General features: G+C 35.1%; 17 protein-coding genes. 8 read left to right on the forward strand and 9 right to left on the reverse strand.

The genetic code is table 11. The features are described from left to right. Positions 1 to 54 precede the first annotated feature (54 nt). Genes AC3E9W_RS05795 through AC3E9W_RS05810 form a run of 4 tightly spaced genes read right to left on the reverse strand, consistent with a single transcriptional unit; the run spans position 55 to position 5029 of the window. Positions 55 to 1245 carry an AGE family epimerase/isomerase gene (locus AC3E9W_RS05795; protein WP_488767451.1) on the reverse strand — a complete coding sequence of 397 codons (1191 nt, stop codon included), beginning with the start codon at positions 1243 to 1245 and terminating at the stop codon, positions 55 to 57. 6 nt (positions 1246 to 1251) lie between these two features. After that, positions 1252 to 2442 (reverse strand): glycoside hydrolase family 130 protein, encoded by a 1191-nt coding sequence (locus AC3E9W_RS05800; protein ID WP_488767453.1) that lies wholly within the window; start codon positions 2440 to 2442, stop codon positions 1252 to 1254. A 25-nt stretch (positions 2443 to 2467) separates the two neighbouring features. Further along, positions 2468 to 3859 (reverse strand): MFS transporter, encoded by a 1392-nt coding sequence (locus AC3E9W_RS05805; RefSeq protein ID WP_488767454.1) that lies wholly within the window; start codon positions 3857 to 3859, stop codon positions 2468 to 2470. A gap of 33 nt (positions 3860 to 3892) precedes the next feature. Next, on the reverse strand, positions 3893 to 5029 hold the full coding sequence (locus AC3E9W_RS05810) for a glycoside hydrolase family 26 protein (RefSeq protein ID WP_488767456.1): 1137 nt from the start codon (positions 5027 to 5029) through the stop codon (positions 3893 to 3895). Between the two features lie 304 nt (positions 5030 to 5333). Between AC3E9W_RS05810 and AC3E9W_RS05815 the strand changes: the two genes are divergently transcribed. The 8 genes from AC3E9W_RS05815 to AC3E9W_RS05850 all read left to right on the forward strand — a co-directional run bounded on the left by AC3E9W_RS05815 (position 5334) and on the right by AC3E9W_RS05850 (position 17680). Beyond that, the gene (locus AC3E9W_RS05815) at positions 5334 to 6212 is read left to right on the forward strand and encodes an AraC family transcriptional regulator (protein WP_306156092.1); all 879 of its coding nucleotides are present in this window, start codon (positions 5334 to 5336) and stop codon (positions 6210 to 6212) included. A 312-nt stretch (positions 6213 to 6524) separates the two neighbouring features. Then, on the forward strand, positions 6525 to 9692 hold the full coding sequence (locus tag AC3E9W_RS05820) for a SusC/RagA family TonB-linked outer membrane protein (RefSeq protein ID WP_488767458.1): 3168 nt from the start codon (positions 6525 to 6527) through the stop codon (positions 9690 to 9692). A gap of 11 nt (positions 9693 to 9703) precedes the next feature. Further along, the gene (locus tag AC3E9W_RS05825; RefSeq protein WP_488767459.1) at positions 9704 to 11266 is read left to right on the forward strand and encodes a RagB/SusD family nutrient uptake outer membrane protein; all 1563 of its coding nucleotides are present in this window, start codon (positions 9704 to 9706) and stop codon (positions 11264 to 11266) included. Between the two features lie 20 nt (positions 11267 to 11286). After that, positions 11287 to 12357 (forward strand): IPT/TIG domain-containing protein, encoded by a 1071-nt coding sequence (locus tag AC3E9W_RS05830; protein ID WP_488767460.1) that lies wholly within the window; start codon positions 11287 to 11289, stop codon positions 12355 to 12357. A gap of 83 nt (positions 12358 to 12440) precedes the next feature. Further along, positions 12441 to 13700, forward strand: a complete 1260-nt coding sequence (locus AC3E9W_RS05835; RefSeq protein WP_488767462.1) for a fasciclin domain-containing protein — start codon at positions 12441 to 12443, stop codon at positions 13698 to 13700. A gap of 77 nt (positions 13701 to 13777) precedes the next feature. Continuing rightward, positions 13778 to 15010, forward strand: coding sequence for a glycoside hydrolase family 27 protein (locus AC3E9W_RS05840; RefSeq protein ID WP_488767464.1), 1233 nt, complete (start codon positions 13778 to 13780; stop codon positions 15008 to 15010). A gap of 9 nt (positions 15011 to 15019) precedes the next feature. Then, positions 15020 to 15982, forward strand: coding sequence for a glycoside hydrolase family 5 protein (locus AC3E9W_RS05845; protein WP_488767466.1), 963 nt, complete (start codon positions 15020 to 15022; stop codon positions 15980 to 15982). Between the two features lie 606 nt (positions 15983 to 16588). Continuing rightward, complete coding sequence (locus AC3E9W_RS05850; RefSeq protein WP_306156081.1) at positions 16589 to 17680, forward strand: outer membrane beta-barrel protein; 1092 nt, start codon at positions 16589 to 16591, stop codon at positions 17678 to 17680. A gap of 326 nt (positions 17681 to 18006) precedes the next feature. On the opposite strand, the gene AC3E9W_RS05855 is transcribed toward AC3E9W_RS05850, so the two are convergent. From AC3E9W_RS05855 to AC3E9W_RS05875, 5 genes are all read right to left on the reverse strand, one after another. Then, positions 18007 to 18912 carry an N-acetylmuramoyl-L-alanine amidase gene (locus AC3E9W_RS05855; RefSeq protein WP_306156079.1) on the reverse strand — a complete coding sequence of 302 codons (906 nt, stop codon included), beginning with the start codon at positions 18910 to 18912 and terminating at the stop codon, positions 18007 to 18009. Positions 18913 to 18940: 28 nt separating this feature from the next. After that, positions 18941 to 19498: a hypothetical protein gene (locus AC3E9W_RS05860; RefSeq protein ID WP_488767468.1), complete on the reverse strand. Its 558-nt coding sequence runs from the start codon at positions 19496 to 19498 to the stop codon at positions 18941 to 18943. A 37-nt stretch (positions 19499 to 19535) separates the two neighbouring features. Then, positions 19536 to 20849: a 30S ribosomal protein S12 methylthiotransferase RimO gene (gene rimO / locus AC3E9W_RS05865; RefSeq protein WP_109194570.1), complete on the reverse strand. Its 1314-nt coding sequence runs from the start codon at positions 20847 to 20849 to the stop codon at positions 19536 to 19538. 207 nt (positions 20850 to 21056) lie between these two features. Further along, positions 21057 to 22559 carry an OmpP1/FadL family transporter gene (locus tag AC3E9W_RS05870; RefSeq protein WP_488767470.1) on the reverse strand — a complete coding sequence of 501 codons (1503 nt, stop codon included), beginning with the start codon at positions 22557 to 22559 and terminating at the stop codon, positions 21057 to 21059. 40 nt (positions 22560 to 22599) lie between these two features. Next, positions 22600 to 23634 (reverse strand): hypothetical protein, encoded by a 1035-nt coding sequence (locus AC3E9W_RS05875; RefSeq protein WP_488767472.1) that lies wholly within the window; start codon positions 23632 to 23634, stop codon positions 22600 to 22602. Positions 23635 to 23661: the final 27 nt, after the last annotated feature.

The raw sequence follows: 23661 nt of genomic DNA on the forward strand, positions 1-23661 counted from the left end.
GTAATTAAACCTGACAGGTTTTAAAAACCTGTCAGGTTTCAGGATATCTTTATTTTAGTCTTTAATTCGATTGATCAATTCTAAACAAGCCCTTCCGTTATGATAAGGGCATTTCCAGAATCCAGCTTTGTCTTTTTTTATGGTATAATAATCGTCATAAATACCCCAAAACCATTCTCCATTTTTTTTGTCGAGAATGTGTTTTTTGATAAAAGACCAATTCTTAAAAACAATATCTAGATATTCTTCTTTTCCCGTTAATTGATACGCATTGTAAAAACCAATTAAAGCTTCGGCTTGCGGCCACCAATGTTTTTCGGCAATTAATTCTTTTTTTTCAGGATCATATTCATACCACAATCCGCCGTCAGTATCTAAACCTTCTTTGGTGACTTCGGCAATTTGAATGGCGTGTTTTTTATACTTGGCAATTAATTTTTCGTTTTCTGAAATTTCGGCGCATTGCAATAAAAGCCAAGCTGCTTCGATGTCATGCCCGTACGAAATAACATCTGGTTTTTCTTTCCAGTTTTCGTCAAAAAACAAGCGTAAATGACCTGTTTTGGTATTGATGAAATATTTTTCGATTGTTTCTAATAATTCAACAATGTCTGCAAGCAGTTTTTCGTCTTTCCAGACTTTATACAAATTTGCATAACCTTCAATAATATGAAGATGCGTGTTCATTGTTTTCTTTTCGTTGGCATCTTTTTCGCTTAAACGTAAATCTTCAATCGGTTTCCAGTCTCTCGTAAAAGCTTCAAAATAACCTTTGTTTTCAGGATCGTAGCTGTATTCTTGAATCTTATGATATAAGTTTTTAGCCATTTCTAAAGCTTTTTCTTCCTGTGAAATCGAATAATATTCAGACAATCCGTAAATGGCAAAAGCCAACGCATAGATCTGATTTTTGGTGTCCTTTGGAGTTTTATCCTCATTTATACTCCAAAAAAGACCTCCAAATTGGGTGTCATAAAAATAAGCTACTAGAAAATCAAATGCTCTTTCTGCCAGTAGTTTGTGGTTTTCGTTTTTTGTGGTCTTGTAACTGGCAGAGAATGTCCAAAGAATTCGGGCATTTAAAACCGAACCTTTTTCTGCATTCGCAATAAGGTGATCATTAAAGTCGATTTGTCCCACAAAACCACCATTTTGGTCGTCAATAGTACGCTTCGACCAATAATTTAGAATAGAATCAAGTTCTGCGGTTAGTTCCGATTTTAAAAGCTTTATTTGTAGTGACACGATATTTTAAATTGCGTTATTTTTTTCGATTTGATTGATAATAGTCTGCACAGAACCTGCAGAAATAAAGGTATCTGCTGGAGTATTGGTTACATAATCAACCAATTTGTCAACAGATGAAACCGCCACATGCATGCGCGTATCCGATGAAGCGTAGTAAATGTAAACAGTTCCGTCTTCATCTTCGATCCATCCGTTAGAAAATAAAACATTCGAAACGTCGCCAACTCTTTCAATTCCTTCTGGTCCCATAAAATGACCTGCGGGAACGTGAGTAACTTTCGAAATATCATTTAAATCAGTCATGAACATGTACAAAGTATAGCGTAATCCTGCGGCAGTATTTCGAACTCCGTGCGCCAAATGCAACCAGCCTTTTGAAGTTTTGATAGGAGCAGGACCCAAACCATTTTTCAATTCGTAAATAGTATGATATTGTTTTCCGAAAATGATTTTCTCGTCTTTTACAACTGGATTTGTCATGTCGTCGATATAGCCCAAGCCAATTCCGCCTCCAGAACCAACATCTATAAAACCATCTTGGGGACGAGTATATAAAGCGTATTTTCCGTTTACAAATTCTGGATGCAACACCACATTTCTTTGCTGTCCTGTATTTGAAATCAAATCTGGAAGTCTTTCCCAGTTTACTAAATCTTTAGAACGAACGATTCCTGCATTGGCTACAGCCGAACTTGTATCGCCTTTTGGTGCTTTTGGATCTTTTCTTTCCGTACAAAAAATTCCGTAAACATAACCATCTTCGTGGCTGATCAGACGCATGTCATACACATTTGTGTCTGGTTCTTCCGTTTGTGGAATCACGCAAGGTTTATCCCAAAACTTGAAATTATCGATTCCGTTTGGACTTTCTGCGATAGCGAAAAATGATTTTCTATCAATTCCTTCTACGCGAACTGCCAGTAAATGTTTTCCATTCCATTTCATTGCGCCCGCATTAAAAGCAGCATTTACTCCAATTCTTTCCTGTAAAAACGGATTTGAATTTTCGTTAAAATCAAAACGCCAGTTTAACGGAATGTGCGCTGCGGTGACAACGGGATTTTTGTAGCGTTCGTATATACCGTTTCCAACTGTTTCTTGAGGTTCATTTTTTTGCTCAAGCAGTGTTTTATGTTGTTTTTCTAATGCCGATTTTCTTTCCTGAAAAGTGGCTGAAGAGGTTATTGTTGTCATATAGATTTATTCTTTGTCTTTATTTTTAATGATTTTGATTTCTCTTTTCGTTTAAATCCTGTTCTATAAGCTGTAATTTTTCTTCAGATAAAGGATAAAATAATATGAATAAAACTGATATTGCCGCAGCGATTGCCGGAAGAATACTCAGCATTAATTGAATTCCGTTTTGTGTGAAGGCAGTTTGTTCTACATTGGCCTGAAATCCGAAGTAGCCTAAAAGCCAGCCTGCTCCAGCGCCCCCAATTGTCCAACCAAATTTTTGAGACATTGAGGAAGCTGAGAAAACCAAACCTGTTGCTCTTCGCCCTTGTTTCCATTCAGAGTAATCGGCACTGTCAGCATACATCGACCAGATCAATGGGAAAATGCAACCCGCACAAATACTGATTAAAACTTGGAAAGTCATGATTAGGAAAACATCTTCTTTTCCGAATGCATAGAAAATCAGACTTAAAATTGCAGCCAAAGCCATTGCCCCGAAAAAGGTTTTCTTTTTACCTATTTTATTGGCAATTGGTGTGGCTAGAATTACTCCGATGATATTTGCGGCTTGCCCTAAAACCAAATAAATTGAAGTTGGTGTCATGTGAAAATCGGTTCCGAAAAGCGAAAAATCGAAGTTTACCGAACTGCTTACATAATATTTGAAATAGTAAACTGCCGCACCGTCACGAATAGAATTGAAAACCAAAGCGCCAATTCCAGCACCTAATAAAATCCACCAAGGTTTATTTTTTAGAAGATCCTGTAAATCTTCTTTTAAGTTATTTTGTTCGTCACCAATTGGCTGTACTCTTTCTTTAGTAAATAAAAAACAAGCCCAGAAGAAAATAGTTGTGATTAGTCCGAAAACGGCGATTGTGGCTAGCCAGCCCGTTTTAGAATTTAAATTTCCGCCAAAATAATTTACCAAAGGCTCAATTAACCAAAGCGCTAATAAACTTCCTCCAAAAGCAAAAACCATTCGGTAAGACGATAATGTATTTCTTTCTTTTCTATCAGAAGACATTACGCCCAAAAGTGATGCATACGGCACATTGATTAACGAATAAATCATCATCATTAAAGAGTAAGTAACGTAGGCATAAATGATTTTTCCTTTTTCGTCAAAATCTGGAGTATAAAAAGTTAACACTCCAATCACGGCAAATGGTATGGCTACCCAAAGTAAATACGGTCTGAATTTTCCCCATTTGCTTTTGGTTCTATCAGCTAGAATTCCAACAATTGGGTCAAAGCAAGAATCCCAGATTCTAGTAATTAGAAACATGGTTCCAACTACGGCAGGCGCCAATCCGAAAACATCGGTGTAGAAAAATAGGAGATACATGCTGAAAATTTTCCAAAACATGGATGAAGCGGCATCTCCAAGTCCGTAACCGATTTTTTCTTTTAAACTAATTTTGTCGTGCATTGGTTAATTATTTGAGGTTTAAATTGAGTTAGTTTATTTTAGAGCTTTTTTAATGTCTTTTTCAAATATAGTCTGATTGAGATTATAAAAATCAACAAAATCTTTTTCGCTTACCTGACCAGAAAATGGCGCATAGTAATGCATTTTTTGCTCTTTTTCCTGCCAGCCGTGGTTTCTCCATAACAGCACATAAGAAATTTTATAATCTCCAATAGCTTTCAATAAAGTTCCTGTCCACCATTTTGGATCCGGAACTGCTTCGTAACCCGCTTCTGCTAAAGCCATTAATTTATGTTTTTTAAGGCTTATTTCGTTAAGGATTTTAAACTGATTTTGAACTTCAGAGATGAACTTTTCACCATTGGGATCATTGTTATTTTGATAGGTATCAAAACTTAACATATCAGCATATTGATCGCCAGGGTAATTAGTTAGGAAATCATTTTCACTGCCAAAACTTCCTGTATTGTACACATAAATTAAGTTGTGAACACCTTTTTTCTGCAGATAGTCGAAGGTAAATTTCCATGCAGTTTTGAATTCTTCTGGCGTGCAGTTTCCTTTCCCCCACCAGAACCAACCGCCTGTAAGTTCATGAAACGGACGGAAAAGAATTGGAATGTTTTTTCCGTTTTTATCTTTTAAAGAAAGAAAAAATACTGCCGCTTTATCTAACCAAGAAGTAAATTTTTTATGGTTTACTGCACCAGGCAAAATCGTTTTTAAAGAATTTGGCTGATTATCCCATGCGTTTTTTCCTGTTGCAGGATTATCAAAATGCCAACTGATTGTCGAGATTCCGCCTCTGGCATCTGCTTCGATAATATATTGTTTCATTTTGCTAAATGGAACGCCGTCAATATTATTTGGGCTGTCATTTTCTAAACCCGCAATATCCCAACCATAAACCGCAGGATAATCGCCGACTACATCTTTTATGTCGCTTCTTCCATCTTCATATTTCCATTTTACACCATACGCCAAATCGTCTTGATGTCCGAATAAAAAACCTTTTTGAGAAAGTGTGTTAAGGTTTTTGTATAAAGTTTTAGTTTCTGAAGTTGCTTTTTTATCTGAAAGTGACAAATTAGTATTAGCGGTGTTTTTTTGAGACAAACAGGAACTGCTTATTAAAGTTACGGTCAAAAGCGTTAAAAAATGTTTTTTCATTTCGAAATATAAGTTGGTTGTTTAGCTAAAAGCAAAATAAACAAGGGTTTACGGTTTGTAAAACTTAGTGTTTTTTCTTTCGAAAATTCTCTAAGCTATTATTGCTAAAATTATTAAAACTATAAAAAGTTATTTAATAAAAAATGATTAATGTTTATTATTAATGTTGTTTTTAAAGAAATGATAATTAATTTTTTCAAAGATAAACGGATGATTAAAGTGTAATTAATATTATTTTATCAATTATATATCATATTATTGCAGTCAAAAAACGAATACTTACTTCCTGAAAATAGTTTTTAAGATGGGTACTACTAAAAATTTTTATAGAGAAATTGCGCCGCTTGCTGCGAGTGACAGCTTTTTGGTTTTTGATCGCGTAAAAGACAGTTTTGATTTTCCGGTTCATTATCATCCTGAATTTGAGATCAATTTTATTTTGAATGGAAAAGGAGTGAAGCGGGTTGTGGGAGATAATATTGAAGAAATTGATAATGTGGAACTGGTTTTAATTGGTCCGAATTTATATCATGGTTGGGAGCTAAATAAATGTACCAGTAAAAAAATACACGAAATAACCATTCAGTTTCATAACGACTTATTTCATGAATCTTTATTGTCTAGAAGAATCATGAATCCGATTCGAGATATGTTTAATAGATCTATTCACGGAATTCTTTTTTCGAAAAAAACAGCAGAAGAATTGACTCCAAGGCTTGTGAGGCTTTCTAAACTCGATGGTATGGATTATTTTCTAGAAATCACTTCTTTATTATATGATCTGGCAAATTCTAGAAATCAACGTTTGCTTTCGACTTATACGGTAGACTACGATACTTTTGATGATTATGATAAAATGAAATTGGTTTACGAATATGTGCAGAAACATTTTGCTGAAAAAATAACTTTAGAAGATGTAGCAAATGTAGCGAGCATGTCGATTATTTCTTTTAACCGATTTATAAAAAAGCGTACCGGAAAAACATTTGTGAATTATATCAATGATATTAGAATCGGTTACGCGGCGCGCTGGCTTGTGGAGAAAGACATGAGTGTTTCTGAGGTTGCGTTTAAATCTGGCTTTAATAATATTGCGAACTTCAATCGCAGTTTTAAAGCAACTAAAAATTGTACTCCAAGTCAATATCGTGAAGAGTTTTCAGGTCTGAAGCGTATTTTATAGTGATACTTTTTTGTCACTCATAAATATTATTTTTAACGAAAACGTTTGATTTTTGCGTTTTCGTTGGTTTTTATTCATTAGATATGTTCTTTTAGGGTATTGTGATTGCGAATTATTTAAAATATATATGATTTTATTTTCATATCTGTTTTTTAAATCGATTCTAGTAAAAATATTATCATTAAATGATATAATACTATCGATTTGATAATTCTCTCTGTTATAGATTTGTTAAATAATTTTAAAGTAAAATCTACCCTGGCATTTACTTCTAGATTATGCAATAAACAAATAACTAACCAAACACTTATTATGAAAAAACTAATGACTAGCTTCATTCATTGGATGGCTGACCACACGGCCGTGCCTTTGATATTATTTCTGTTACTGACTAGTAATTTTATTACGGCTCAGGTAAAAGTTTCGGGAACGGTTTCTGATGAAAAGGGACTTTCTATTCCTGGTGCTAACATAGTAGTTACAGGTACAAAAAAGACGGCTTCAACCGATTTTGATGGAAAATATTCGATCGATGCACCTGCAAATTCTACTATTACTGTTTCTTTTATTGGATATGTTGCGCAAACAATCAACGTTAAAAATGGAGGAACTGTAAACGTTATTTTGAAACTAAGCGCCGAAGATTTACGCGAGGTTCTAGTAAACGTAGGGTATAGAAGTGTTAAGAGAAAGGATTTAACAGGAGCTATTTCTACTGTTACTTCTAAAGATTTTGCAGATTCTCCACAAGTGTCTGTAGATCAATTGTTACAAGGACGTGCTGCAGGGGTGACAGTGACAAATAATTCTGGACAGCCTGGAGGTAGTGTCTCAGTAAAAATTCGTGGAACTACTTCTATTTCAGGAACTAATGAGCCATTGTATATTGTAGATGGTATTCCGATTTCCGGAGATGCTGCTAATACTGCTACCGGAGGTTCAATCGTTACAGGTTATTTGGGAACAAACACAGGAAACGTAACTTCTAGTCCTATTGCTTTCTTAAATCCTAATGATATAGAAACATTAGATATTTTGAAAGATGCTTCTGCAACTGCTATTTATGGTTCTAGAGCGTCGAATGGGGTTGTTATTATTACTACAAAAAGAGGAAAAAAAGGAGTGGGAAAAATCGCGTATGACACGTATTTCTCCATTCAAAATGTAACTCGCTTATTAGATACTATGACTTTAAGTCAATATGCTGCACAGCAAAATGCTTTGGCGGCTGTCTATGGTGTGGCTCCAAGAGATGAATTTGCTGTTCCGTCTGTTTTGGGTAACGGAACAAATTGGCAGGATGAGATTTACAAAACGGCGATAATGAATAATCATCAGATTTCGTTTTCAGGGGCAAAGGATGGTACTAACTATTACATTTCTGGAGGTTACACCAATCAGGAAGGAATTGTTATTGGATCTGGTTTTAAAAGATATAGCTTTAAAACGAATGTTGATAGTAAGCTAAAAGATTGGTTAACTGTTGGAGTGTCTATTGGTGCAGGTATAACAAATGAAGATATTACAATCAACGGTGCGAGTAACGGTATTATTAGCACGTCTATATTGTCTACTCCAGATGTTGCAGTAAAAGATACTAACGGAAATTATGCTGGTCCACCGGCTGACGGCTCTATAGGAGTTTGGATTAATCCTGTGGCTTCGGCTTTGATGAATACTAATAAGTTAATTAAAAAGAATTTTATTGGGAATTTTTACGCCAATTTTAGAATAGCAAAAGGGCTTGAATATAGATTTGATCTTGGAGGATCTACTAATATTGATAATTTCGAAGGATTTCAGCCTACTTATAAATGGGGTGCAGCGGTTAGAGAAACAAATCAGTTGACAGAGCGAGCAAACAATTGGTATCAACTTAATATTAAAAACGTTTTAACTTACAAGGTTGATGCGGGTAATCATCATTTTAATATTCTGGCTGCTCAAGAGGCTAATGATAGTCATTGGTTCGGAAACTCGCAAACCGTTTCTGGCTTGTTGAGTAATGATATTCATTCTATCAGTTTAGGAGATCCAGATACAATTGTAGCTTCAGAATATAAAGGAAGTTCTGCTTTTTACTCTTTCTTCGGAACTTTTAATTATGATTATAATAATCGTTATGGATTGCAGGCAACGATGAGAGCGGATGGAAGCTCTAATTTTGGACCGGGGCAAAAATGGGGTTACTTTCCTTCTGTTTCAGGTTATTGGAAACTTTCAAACGAAAGTTTTATGGAAGGAACTAGAGAATATATTGATAACATCAAAATTAGAGGAGGTTACGGCGAGACTGGAAACCAAAATATTGGCGGTGGCGGTTATATGAGTACGGTTCGTGCCATAAAATCGGCAATGGGTAATTTCTTTACGGTTAATAATATCGCAAATCCTGATTTGACTTGGGAAACTTCTGAACAAACCAACTTAGGTTTAGATTTTACACTTTTTAATTCAAAACTTCAGGCAACATTTGATGTGTACAGAAAACAGTCCGCAGGATTTTTGTTTGTCTTACCATTGCCATATTATGTTACTGGTACAGATGCTTATCAAGGAGGTTTAGGAGCGCCTAGTGTAAATTTAGGAAGCTTAAGAAATCAAGGTTTTGAGATGACTTTAGATTACAATAATAAGTTTAGCAAAAACTTTAGCTGGAACTCAAAAGTAATTTTCTCTACCAATAAAAATAAACTGATGAGCTTACAAGATAATTTTGATTTGACAAAAGACGTAATGCTTAATGATTATACTAATAAAGCCGTAACCAAAACGGTTGTTGGTATGCCAGTTGGTCAGTTTTATGGCTATCAGACAGTAGGAATTATCAGAACTAATGAACAATTAGCAAATGCACCGATTCCTTTTACAGGAAACAAAGCAGTAAAAAGCCAATTGGGAGATGTTGAATACGTAGATCAAAATAAAGACGGTCTAATTGATGATAAGGATTTAACGTACATTGGTAATCCACAGCCAAAATTCACTTACGGATTCAATAATACTTTTACATATAAAAATATTGATTTAGGAGTCTTTTTACAAGGATCTTATGGCAATAAAGTAATGAACTTGACAAGACGTGCAGGTACTAAAAACCAGCGTTTGTATGAAAATCAATTAGCAGAAGCGGCAGATTTTTGGACACCAGAAAATACAGATGCCAAATATCCTAGACCCGATGGTGGTGATGGACATCCTAATATAGCAATCTCTGATCGCTATGTAGAAGATGGTTCGTTCTTAAGAATTCAACAGGTAACTTTAGGTTATAATATGCCGTCGGATGTGATTTCAAAAGCAAGTATTAGTAAACTGAGATTCTATTTTGGTATTCAAAATCTTTACACATTTACTAAATATACAGGATATGATCCTGAGGTAGGATCTTACAATCAAGATCCGCTATTATCAGGAATTGATTCAGGGCGTTACCCAACCAATCGTAGTTTCACTTTTGGAATGAATTTAGAATTTTAATTACTACTCTTATGAAAAAATATATCAATATAAAGACCTTAGTTTTATTCTTAACACTAGGTTTGGCAACTACTTCTTGTAGCGAAGATTTTTTGGATCGCCCATCTGAAGATAGTTATAGCAGTGATCAATTTTATAATACTGATGAGCAGGTTGCAAGAACTACTTACGGAATGTATGGCGCGATGTGGGCTCCTTATTACACTAAGAACTTTTACGCATTGTCAGAACTATCATCGGGGAATTGTTTAGCCTATGCTGATGGACCAGAATTGATTCAGTTTAAATTGACATCTGACAGCCCAATTTTGTTAGATCCTTGGAGAGCTTGTTTTGCAATTGTGGCGCAGTCCAATAACTTAATTAATAATATTGAAAAAAATGCTACTGCAGATGTGAGCAGGGCGGTAATTAAAAACACAATTGCTGAAGCGCATTTTTTTAGAGCGATAGCCTATTTTTATTTGGTTCGTTTGTATGGGCCTGTGCCAATTATAGAAGATAATCTGGCTTTGGCGAAAGATCCAATGGTGAATACAAACAGAATTGAAGATGTATACACCTTCATTGAAAACGATTTAAAATTTGCGGCAACAAATCTTAAAACAAAAGTGAGATCTAGATCTGCTAGTGGAGACAATATTTTTGTAACTCAAGGTTCTGCTGAAGCATTTTTAGCTAAAGTGTATTTGTATGAAAAGAAATATGCTGATTCTAAAACAATGGCTGAAAAAGTAATCAATTCTGGCGAGTTTGGTTTGGTGCCAAATTTTGCAGATTTGTTTTTGACAAGTAAAAATAACAACGAAGAATCTATCTATTCTTGGCAATGGTCTGGTGCTATAAACACTTACGGAGGAGGAAATTTCTCTAATATTCAATATGGTTTAGATATTTTAAATGATAATGCGTCTTACGGAGCTACTTATGTTCCAAGTAATGATGTTCAGGATGCTTTTGAAATTGGCGATTTAAGACGAAAAGAGTCGTTTATGATTTATGGAGATTCTTATCCTAACCTTAAAGGAGACGGTGTTGTAGGTTTTGTTATGGACAAAACAAAATATCCAGATGCATTAGGTAATACAGGAGCTGCTGTTAAGAAGTATGTTGTAGGCCAAGTTACTAGCGAGACAGGTCCGGCTGATGGATGGGGAGGAATGAATAACTGTAATTATATTATGCGCTATGCTGATCTTTTATTAATTCACGCTGAAGCAATTATGGCTGGAGCTGATGAAACTACTAATGCCGCAGCAAAAGATTCTTATAACAAAGTGAGATTTAGAGCGGGTCTTGGAACTTTAGGAGCTAATGTGCCCTTAACGAAAGCAGCTTTATTTCATGAGCGTAGAGTTGAATTTGCTTTTGAAGGAGAATTTTGGTTCGATTTAGGAAGATTGCCACGTCAGGAAGCAATTAATATCATTTCTCAGCAAGATAGAGGTTTTGATTCTCAAGGGGTAATGCATTATACGCCAACTCCAACAGACTTTATTTATCCAAAACCAGACATCGAAGTTAGAAAAAATCCAAAGTTGAAAGAGGCACCAGTTCCTTACACTTTCAAATAATTTTTTAAAAGTAAATCATTATGAAAAATATAAAAAATAAAATGGTATTGAAGTTATGTTTTTTGGCTTCGATTTCAATTTTGCTGTTGGCTTCTTGTTCAAATGATGATTCGGGAGGTTCTTCTGGAAAGCTTGAAGTAACAGGAATTAGTAAATCTGTTGTTGATGATCCTTTGGTTGAAGGAGATAGAGAAGTTGATGTTCCTACAGATATTATTAATGCAGGAAATTATTATATCATTAGAGGATCTGGTTTTTCGACATTAAAATCAATTTCGTTTAATGGATTAGAATCTTATTTTAACCCAACATTCGTAACAGATAATGCTATTGTGGTATTGGTCGATGCAAAAACACCATACTATAATGAAATGGATGAGATGAAAATCGTTACAGGCCAAGGAACTTTGAATTATAAAATAGCGATCAGGCCTCCAAATCCTAATATTACAGGATTTCCTGTCAATTCAAATCCAGGAGATGTTATTACTATTACAGGTGAGTATTTCTTGCGTCCTAAAGTGAATTTTGGAGATATTCAAGTAGAGCCAATTTCTTCTACATTAACAGAGATTGTGGTTAAAGTTCCTGAAGGAAGTTATCTAAAAACCTTGTCAGTAACTAATGTATCGGGAACAACAGTGGCTTCGCAAGTAATAGGTTCTGAAATTTATGATGACGCTTTCACTAATATTTGGGGCTGGCAATCTCTTTGGGATGGAACTAATGAATTTGATGCAGCTTACGCTAAAGATGTTCAGCAAGGAACTAAGTGTATTCAATGGAAAGCTGGAGAATGGGACGGATATGTTATTGGTATTAACAATTGGTCTTATCATGATACAGATAAATTCAAAGCGGTAAGATTTTGGGCTAAAGGTGAAAAAGCAGGAAAAGTGAAGTTTTTTGCCAATGGAGATGCTGAGAAGAATATTATAATAGTTGATGTCAGAACTTCTTGGACGTATATTGAGGTACCATATAGTTCACTGGGTAATCCAACTGAATTATCTCAAATTGGATATCAAGAATTTGGTGGCTTTGGCGGAAATGTGATCTATCTAGATGATATCGGATTGGTGCTAAAATAATTGTTAGGATTCAAAAAATAGATTTCAACAAAAGTGTATTCTATTGATCTGGAACCATAATTAAAAAAACTAAAAAAGAATTTATGAAACATATATATAATAAAGTAAAACATATTGCTCTAAGTGTCTTTTTGGTTGTTGCAGCTTCTTCCTGCGATAACGAAATTGAAGATATTGGAGGAGCACAGCAAAATTACAATACAGCATATGGCTTAATTAAAGCAAATAGTAATTTAACTACGTTTACAAAAGCAATAAAATTAGCTGGTTTAGAATCGACTTTAGATACAGCTGATAATTATACTTATTTTGTTCCAAACGATGCTACTTTCGATGCTTATTTGGTAGCCAACGGTTATGTTAATGATTTAGGATATCCAGATGTAAATTTAGTTCCTGTAGAAGATTTAAAACAACTTGTTTTAAGCCATGTTATTAAAGGTGTTAAAAAAAGAGTAGCTAAACTGGATGGCGTTGAAGCTGATTATTTGCAAACAGGTGATTATGCTACAATGGCAAATGCGTTGAATCCCGATCTATATCTGTTAAGTATTAATGTAACCAATAATGTTTTAAAGGTTAATGGATCTGATAAAGAAGCGCCAGGATTAGATTATTACGGAACAAACGGTTTCGTAAATGTTTTGAGTAACGTGATAGAATTGACTCCTCCGGCGCCATCAATTACAAGCTTATCGCAAGTATTGGCTTCTCCTGGAGATGTTATTACCATTACAGGTCAAAATTTTGTAAAAGTGAAAAGCGTAAAATTCGGATCTACTGCCGCTACATTTACTACAGTGTCTAAAACAGAAATAAAGGCAACTGTTCCAGCAGACTTTGATTCTTATGCTCTTATTGTGGTAGAGACTGACTTTGGAGTTTCTGCTCCGAGCGGTATTGGTCTTAAATACTTATTATACGAAGACTCATTGAAAGGATGGGGCTGGGGCTGGGGAGGCGACATCACCTGGGAAAGCACTGAAAAAGTGAGCAGAGGAACAAATGCAATCAAAAAAGTTGCCGAAGCTTGGAGCGGACTTTTCATGCACTCAGACTTGCTTCTAAAAGCTGCAGATTATCAATTCGTTAAAATGTCTATATTCCCAACAGAAAGTACTAAAATTATGGTTACCATAAATAGTGATACGGGTGATTCTGCTAAAGGTACTACAGTTACTTTAGTGCCAGGGCAATGGAATAATATTTCAATTCCTATTTCAGCTTTGCATCCTGAGCTTTTGACGGATGGAAATTTTGATAGTGTGTTTATTCAAGAATTTTCTGGAGGAACAATTACGCCAGCAAGTATACTTTATATTGATGATATAGGGTTTTTATAATAAGTATTGAGTTAGTTTGAAATGTTCCCTAGTTGAAAAATTAGGGAACATTTTTTTAATTTTTTTAAATAGAAAAAATGAAAAAAATAATTTTAGGATTTTGTCTGAGTATCTCGAGTCTTATTTTTAGCCAAGGAAATACGCATAAACAGCAAGGAGGAAAATTTGATGGACTTGCAATGACTCCGCCGATGGGTTGGAATTCGTGGAATACTTTTGCAACTAATATTGATGAAAAATTAGTAAAAGAAACTGCTGATATCATGGTTTCTTCAGGTTTAGCTGCAGCCGGATACAATTATATTGTCTTAGATGACGGATGGATGACACACGAACGCGATGCAAACGGTGATTTAGTCCCAGATCCAGTAAAGTTTCCAAACGGAATGAAAGCGCTTATCGATTATGTGCATTCTAAAGGTTTGAAATTCGGATTGTACAATTGCGCGGGAACTAAAACTTGTGCAGGTTACCCAGGAACTAGAGGATATGAATATCAAGATGCTAGATTTTATGCTAAACTAGGAATCGATTTTTTAAAATACGATTGGTGTAATACAGAAGGCATTACGGCAAAAGAAGCGTACACCACAATGAGTAATGCATTAAAAACCGCAGGAAGGCCAATTGTTTTTAGTCTTTGCGAATGGGGAGATAATCAGCCGTGGGAATGGGGAAAACCAATTGGAAATCTTTGGAGAATTTCTGGGGATATTTATCCTTGTTTCGATTGCGAATTCAAACATCCAGAAAATTGGTCGTCTTGGGGATTCATGAAAATTGCCGATATGCGAAAAGACATTCGTAAATATTCTGGCCCAGATCACTGGAATGATTTTGATATGATGGAAGTTGGAAACGAAATGAACGATACCGAAGATAAAACGCATTTTGCAATGTGGTGCATGCTTTCGTCTCCGTTATTTACAGGAAATGATTACCGTAAAATGTCAAAAGAAACTTTAGCCATTTTAACTAATAAAGAATTGCTTGCTGTAAATCAGGACAAACTTGGAATTCAAGGATTTAAATATGCTATTTTAGATGGAGTAGAAGTATGGGTAAAACCACTTTCTGATGGAGCGTGGGCAATCAGTTTTGTAAACAGAACCGAAGCTTCAAAAAAAGTAAATTTTGACTGGAAGAAAAACAATATAAAAGATACCGATTTTGGTTATGAAGCTGATTTTAGTAAAACGATCTTCAAAATCAAAGATCTTTGGAAAAATAAAGAAATCGGAAATACTAAAAAAGCCTTTTCAGCAGAAATAGCTTCTCATGACGTTATTACCTTAAAATTAATCCCTTAAATTGATATTATGAAATCAAAGGTTTGGTGTGCTGTTGTTTTTGTGCTTCTTGTAAATGTTTCAAAAGCACAATTTGTGAAAAAACATGGTCAGTTAAGTGTCCTTGGAACTCAGCTTGTAGATAAAGACAATAATCCAATAGTACTTCGCGGATTGAGCTTTGGCTGGCATAGCATGTGGCCGAGATTTTATAATGAAAAAGCAGTTAGCTGGTTAAAGAAAGACTTTAATTGCAATGTAGTTCGTGCCGCAATGGGAATCGAGCTTGGAGAATACTCTTATATAAAGGATCCGCAATTTTCAAAAGAGAAAATAGAAGCTGTAATACAGGGAGCTATAAAATCAGATATTTATGTGATTATAGATTGGCACAGTCATAATGTAAATCTGAAAGAAGCGAAGGAATTTTTTGCGGAGATATCTAAAAAGTACGCCAAATACCCTAATATAATATATGAGGTGTTTAACGAGCCAGATTATGAAACTTGGTGGGAAGTAAAAAACTATGCAGAAGAAGTGATAAAAGTTATTCGAGAAAATGATCCTAATAATATTATTTTGGTCGGCTGTCCGCATTGGGATCAGGATGTCGATCTTCCAGCCGAAGATCCAATAAGAGGTTATACTAATATAATGTATACCATGCATTTTTATGCGGCCACGCATGGAAAAGAATTAAGAGATAGGACCGATAGAGCCATTAAAGACGGATTACCTGTTTTTATTTCAGAATCAGCTGGAATGGAAGCTTCAGGTGACGGCCCTTTAAATTATAAAGCCTGGCAGGAATATGTGGATTGGATGGAAGCTCGAAAATTGAGCTGGATTACTTGGTCGGTTTCCGATAAAGACGAAACCTGTTCGATTCTGAAAAAATCAGCCAAATCAGAAGGGAAGTGGAAAGATGAGGACTTGAAAGAATCTGGAATTAAAGTCCGCGAATATTTAAGACAATATAATAAGGAAGAATAAATTATTTATACGTTAAAAAGAAAATAGAGCCTGCTTCATTTTGGAGCAGGCTCTGTTTTTTTGTGGTTGACAATTATTGAAAAAATAGAGTAAAGAAAGGCTTAGAACTTAAGCTTTGAGAATTGAATTTTTGTAAGAATAATTTCCTGATGGAATTTCATGTTTTAGTTCTCGATTTTAACAGTGTTATTTTGAGTTAAAATTTATTTTTTGAGTAGTACCCCTAAAATTTTAGGGGGGTATATATTTTTTAGTTGTAGTTATTGGTGATTTTTTGTAGTTTTTGTCTGCTTTAATTTTTAAATACCTCTAATTTTTTTTAAAATTTACTAAAAATGTGTTGTTGAATTTTCAAAAACAAATATCGATTAATATTAAATAGTGATTATTGGCGACTTAATTTTTGTAATCCGCAATTCTTCGCCTAAAACGTCAAAAAAGCACTTTTGGATTATTCTACTCATACAAAAGTTAATAAATTCGCTAATGAAAATGATGATGATTTGAAGGCGAATAAGAGGTTTTAGAAATGACTTATACTATTAAATAGATATATAAAAGATTAACTAACCAGAATCAATTAATAACTAAAAACCAATTTAAAACATGAAAAAAGCATTTCACATTTTAGCCGCGATGTTAACAAGTTCTTTTGCCTTTGCTCAAGAAGAAGAAGCTGCAACACCTCCTGCAACCACCTGGGGAGGATCTGCAGATGCGTACTATAAATATGATTTTTCAAAACAAATGAATGGATTGACGAGCTTTACCAACTCACAGAATTCATTCGAATTAGGAATGGCGTCGATCGAAGCAGGTCATACTTTTGGAAAAGCTTCTGTTTTTGTAGACTTAGGTTTCGGAAAAAGAGCAGCAGAGTTTTCATATAATGAAACGCCAGATAAAGATGCAAGTGCAAAATTTATGATTAAACAATTATTTTTCACATATAATTTAACTGATGAATTTAAAGTAGTAGCGGGTAGTTTCGGAACCCATATCGGTTATGAAGTGCTAGATGCAGTAGATAACAAAAACTATAGTATGTCTTATGCGTTTTCTTATGGACCGTTTTTTAATACAGGGGTAAAAGCACAATATACTTCTGGTAAATTTACGGCTATGGCAGGGATAACAAATCCGACAGATTTTAAATCGGCTATGGATGCAGGTTCTTACCAAAAAACATTCATCGGACAGTTAGGGTATATAGGAGATACAGGAAGTGCTTATTTAAATTTTACAACAGGAAGTAGCAATCCGATTCCAGGAAGTACAATTCCAGTTTCAGACGAAAATAAAACACAGTTTGATTTGGTAGCATCTAAAACGATTAGCGATTCATTTGCTTTAGGATTTAATGCAACGTATGCTAAAACGACAAACGATTTTGATAGTACTTTAGATGGAGAATGGTTTTCTTTGGTAGGATATGCTAATTACACTTTCAGTCCGTCACTGCTTTTAGCTTACAGAATGGAATATTTTGATGCTAAAGATGCGGCTCCAAGTTTAGGAACACTAACTGGATCAAACGTATTTGCTAATACTGTTTCTTTAAATTATAAAGTTGGAAAATTAACAATTATTCCTGAGCTAAGATACGATGCAGCTTCTGAAGATATATTCTTAGACAAAGATGCATTGCCAACAGGAGGAAGCTTCTACGCTTTAATTGCAACAACATACTCTTTCTAGAGATAAAGATTGATATTTTTTTTTTTTTTTGGAGCTGTCGAAACCTACTAATGTTTTGGCAGCTTTTTTATTTTGTTTCAGGTTTCAAGTTTCAAGTTGCACTTCAGGTTTGAATTGTTGAAATTGTTTTTTTGTAGAGGCGCATCGCAGCGTCTCCAATACTGCATAAAAAGGATTTTTATTAATTGATGAGGATTTATATGTGTTGTTTTTGTTTGTAGAGACGCACCGTAGTGGGTCTTTTTGCTAATAAGAATTTGAATGTATAAAATAAAAAAAGCGTTTCTAAATTAATAGAAACGCTTTTTTATTTTATAGTTGAGGTTTTATTGAACCTGTTTTTTATATATCGAATAAATAGCATCTATTGTTTTTCTATCTAAAACTGAAGTCGCATCAGTTTGAATATAATGCAATTTAAATGCTTGAATAGCTGAGGTTAAATTTTTGGTATTATAACCAATTATTCTTAGTGCAGGTTCAATTTTAAAATCAAACGGAGCGGGTTCTAAAACTTCGTCTGGCCAGATTCCAAATCCTTTTTCTGCTAAAATCTTCCAAGGAAATAAGGCGCTTGGGTCTTGTTTTCTTCCTGGAGCGATATCAGCATGACCTAAAAAGTTTTGTGTCGGTATGTTGTAATCTTTTTTCAATTTTGTCAAAAGAGCCACTAAACTGCTAATTTGTGCTTCAGTAAAAGGTTTAAATCCGTTATTGTCCAATTCAATCCCAATAGAACAAGAATTTAAATCGGTTACTTTTCCCCAAGTAGAATTTCCAGCATGCCATGCTCTTAGGTAATCATTAAGCATCTGTACAACTTTTCCGTTTTCAGAAATGACGTAGTGAGCGCTTACTTGAGTTTTAGTTTTTGTAAAAGTGTTAATCGTCTGTTGCAGAGAATCCTGCGCTGTATGATGAATAATTACAAAGCTAGGTTTTCTTAAATTAAAATTTACCGTACCAACCCATTCGGTATTTATTCCATTTACTAAATAAGTAGAGCCTGTTTTCGATAAAGTATCTTTTACGATTCCCAATTGCTGTGCATAAGAAGTGTCAATTGCTAAAGGTGGAACTGGAGGAATTGGTTTTGCTTCTTTGCTTGTAATTTGATTTTCTAAATTTTTCAGCTGCTGGTCGTAAGCTTTTTCAGTATTCTTGTACGGATTTGTCGAACAAGCACTGACTATAATTGCTAAAGTCAGATAACAAAAAAGTTTTTTTGTCATAATTCGTTTTTTTATAAGTTAATAACGATTATTCTGAAATTTTCGTATCTGGAGCGTCTTTTACTTCTTTGCTATCTTTAGAGTCTTTGTCTTTTTTCTTTTTAGATTTGGGCTTCTTAACCTCTTTTAAGGTATTCATAAAAGTTTTGTACTTTTCAACTTGATCAGGATTTAAGAAAGCGGTAATTTTTTTATCAGTGCTCTCTCTTAGAGCTTTAATCTGCTCAATTTTCTGATCCTGACTGCTGCTTTCGTTTTTTAACAAAATCCCTTGCTCTCTTACGCTGTCAGCCAAAACATTTGTAATTGCGATAGCTTGTAACTCGTCAAGATTTACCTGAGGTTTCATTTGTTCCACAATCATTCCAGCAGTTTCTTCAGGAGGAGTTTCTTTTGGTTTGCTTTGCGAACCTTGTTGTCCTGCGCCGGCCATCATGCTTCTGTCCATACCCATTCCGCCGCCTCTTCCGTAGCCACCGCCATATCCGTTATTGTAACCGCCATAACCGCCACCATATTGGGCTGATGCCAAATTGAAACAGCACAAAGTGAAAATCAAAAGAAAAAATATGTTCGTAGGTTTCATAATAGTTTATCTAAATTGATAATAGTTTACCGTAAATTTAAGCAGGTTCGCCGTATAAATCAAATTCTGTTGCTTCAATTATTTTTATATTAACAAATTCTCCGGTTTTAACATAATGCTTAGAAGCATCAATTAGAACTTCGTTGTCAACATCTGGGCTGTCAAATTCTGTACGTCCCACAAAATGAGCACCTTCTTTTCTGTCAATGATACATCTGAAAACTTTACCCACTTTTTCTTGGTTTAAGTCCCAAGAAATTTGAGATTGAAGCTCCATAATTTCATTTGCTCTTGCTTGTTTTACGTCATCTGGAACATTGTCTTCCAATAAATAAGCGTGAGTATTTTCTTCATGAGAATAAGCAAAACATCCCATTCTGTCAAATTTCATTTCTTGAACAAAATCTTTCAAAATTTCAAAATCTTCCTGAGTTTCACCTGGGTAACCCACAATTAAAGTAGTTCTAATGGCCATTCCTGGAACAGCAGCACGGAAATCTTTTAATAATTGAGTTGTTTTAGCCTGAGTTGTACCACGACGCATTGATTTCAAGATAGAATCTGAAATATGCTGTAATGGAATGTCAATATAATTACAGATTTTTGGCTCGCGTTTCATCAACTCCAAAACATCCATTGGGAAACCAGTTGGGTAAGCATAATGCAAACGAATCCATTCGATTCCTTCAACAGCAGCTAAAGCTTCTAGAAGTTCTGCAAGATTTCTTTTTTTATAAAGATCAAGTCCGTAATAGGTTAGATCTTGAGCAATTAAGATTAATTCTTTAACACCATTTTTAGCAAGGCCTTGAGCTTCTTTTACTAATTTTTCAATTGGCTGAGAAACGTGAGAACCTCTCATTAAAGGAATGGCACAAAAACTGCAAGGTCTGTCGCATCCTTCAGCAATTTTTAAATAAGCATAATTTTTAGGAGTTGTAGTTAAACGTTCTCCAAGTAATTCATGTTTATAATCGGCTCCAAGAGCTTTTAATAGTTGAGGTAATTCTGTAGTTCCAAAATACTGGTCAACGTTAGGGATTTCTTTTTCTAAATCTGGTCTGTAACGCTCAGACAAACATCCGGTTACAAAAACTTTGTCTACAAGTCCTCTGTCTTTTTTATCCGCATATTCCAAAATCATATTTACCGATTCTGCTTTTGCATTATCAATAAATCCGCAAGTGTTGATTACAATGATGTTTCCTTCTTTTTCTGCAGGAGCTTCATGTTCTACTTCTTTTCCATTCGCACGCAGTTGTCCCATAAGGACTTCACTGTCATAAACATTTTTTGAACACCCAAGAGTGATTACGTTAATTTTGTTCTTTTTTAAAGACTTGGTTCTCATACTTTTATAAATTGGAGTGCAAAATTACACTTTTTTTATTCAAACAGCACTAGTTTGCAGTTTGTTTTAGCTGTTTTTTATGAAGTTACCTGCGCTGACAGCCTGTTAATCTTGAATTGGGTTTAGAAAATTGCGTTTTTAAAGGATAAAAAAAATCCATCAAGTAAAACCTGACGGAAATTTTCAATCATCTATTTTGATTTTTAATTACAATTCAAATAGTAAAGTCATAGTGACATTGTTTAGCTTAGAAGTGATTTCAGCTCCATCGGTAAATCCTCTTGAGAAAAAGCCTTGATTTGATTTTCTTTCTAAATAAGAGTAAGCCAAATCTAATTTTGTAGCACCAAAACTATAACCTAAACCAGCAGAGTAACTGTTTAATTCGCCAACTGTGATTCCGTTTTTGTACGGACTTCCTTCGTAACGGTATCCACCTCTTAAACTTAATTGTTTGATTTTGTATTCACCACCAATTCGAAGCTCGCCTGTGCTAGTTAAAGTATTGCTGATGTCGCTGTTTATTTCTCTAAAACCAGCGTCGTTTGTAGATTTGAATTTACTGTTTCCGTAGTTTCTGATGCCATAATCAATGCTTAATAAACCTGATTTTCCAAATACGTATGCAGCGCTAAAAGTCCATTTGTCTGGAGTTTGTAAAGTGTAAGATTCGTAAACATTTATAACATTAGGATTTACATTAGCGTTTAATGCAGGTCCTCCGTCAGCTTGCCTAGTTGTGTATATACTTTGAGAAGTTTCGTCGTACAGCTCGTACCAAGTGTTTGATTCGTAAGCAACACCAAGTCTAAAATTGTCGGTTACTTTTCCTATTGCTCCAAGCTGGAAAGAAAAACCATTTCCATAAGTATAAAGTTCATTGTTGAAACGTAAGTTTGAAATCGTTTCATATGGCTGTAATGGATTGTCATTGTCTTCGTAGAAGCTTGTTGTTCTTCTGTAGTCTGTCACGTGAACGTTTAAATTGGCTCCAAAGTACAATTTGTCTTTATATGAAGTTGCGATATTGAAACCTAATTTGCTATTGTAGCCTCTAGTGTAAACTTCGTTTTCTTGATAGTAATTTCCGCCAGCAGGAACATTACTTATATATTCTGTATTGTTTGGGTCAAGAGCAGCTGGGTCAATTACATGTCCCCAATATCCCATGTAGGCTTGCTGTTCTCTATAATTTAAATCTCTATAATCTAAGCCGTCAATATCTTGTAAGCGGATCCCATTTGCATAATCTAAAAAGTAGCCATCTACAGAATTAGTAGGATTTGTTCCAGCTGAAAAAACTTGATTGTCAAAATTATTAGTGTTTTCGTAAGTTGCACCAATTGCGATTTTATTCCAGCCGTTGTTTGGGTTATTGTCTTTAAATACAAATACACCACCAGCTTGATTTAAAATAAAAGAGTTTTCTTTATCAGAAGTTTGAGTGCCAAAGTAATTAGAGTTATTTTTCACATTCTGATTACTAAAAGTTACTCCAACTTGGTTGCTGTTGAAAATGGCAGATCCAGCAGGGTTAACACTCAAGGCAGATATATCTCCTCCAACAGCTCCAAAGGCACCGCTCATTGCTCTATAACGTGCAGTTCCGGTAAGATTTTCTTGTGAATAACGCAAAGCATCTGAAACTTCTTGTGAATATGACGCGCTGACAGTTAGTCCTGTTATAAATAGGAAAAGTATTTTTTTCATTTTGATAAGTTTAAATTAGAATTTTAGTGGGCTGAAAAAATTATCTTCTTCCTCCACCGCCACCGCCAGATCTCATTCCGCCGCCACCGCCGCCAGATGATCTCATACTTCCGCCTCCGCCACTGCTGTTCATTGAACGAGAAGGGCTGCTGGGAGTGTAGCTTCTTGACGAACCGCTATTGCTGCTTGGTGTGTAGCTTCTGTTTGTTGTTGTGTTTCCGCTATTGTTGTATGACCTTCTGTTGCTATAGGTACCGTTGCTATAGTTAGAGTTTGAATTGCTTCTGTTGGTAAAAGTAGGACTTGTTGTTCTGCCGTTTACATTAGAGCTTCTTCTGAAATCTGTATAACCGTTAGATGATCTATTTGTGGTGTAATTTCTGTTAGTTGTATAGCTTCCTCTGTTTGTGGTGTAATTTCCTCTATTGGTAGTGTAGTTTCTATTAGTTGTATAATTTCTGTTGGTCGCATAGCCTCTGCCAGAAGAGTAATTTCTGTTGTAAGCGTAGTTGCGGTCTCCGTAATAACCTGCAGAGCCTCTTCTTCCGTAAGAATAGCTGTAGTTGTTGTAGCCGTAGTAGCCACCTCCCCAATATCCTGGATAGCCCCAGCCTGGTCCCCAATATCCTGGGTATCCCCAGCTGTAATATGGGTATCCCCATCCCCAGTAACCTCCGTAACCCCATCCGTAATATGGATAACCCATTCCGAATCCGAATGACCAAGATGGAGTAGAGTAAAGGTTTACCGAAACTTCAGAACTGCTGCTTCCCCATGCAGGATAACCTACAGAGGCAGTTTGCGTGCTGTCGTTTTCAGAATAATTAGTGTAGTTATCAACGTCAGTAAATATTTCAGTCGGCTGATCATCGTCTTGAAGCGATCTGAAATATTCTTTGTATTGGTTGTTTGTTCCGGTTTGTACATATTTTACTGATGTACCACCACCATAAACGCCATCATTATCATAATAAGATGAATTTTGGTAAGAACCACATGATGTAAGCAATAAACTCAGTAATCCAATTAAGTAAAAATGATTAGAGTTTTGGCGGAGTGAAAGGTAAGTTTTCATATCTGTGGTGTTTTTTATTGTTGCACA

Source organism: Flavobacterium sp. 38, from assembly GCF_057799715.1.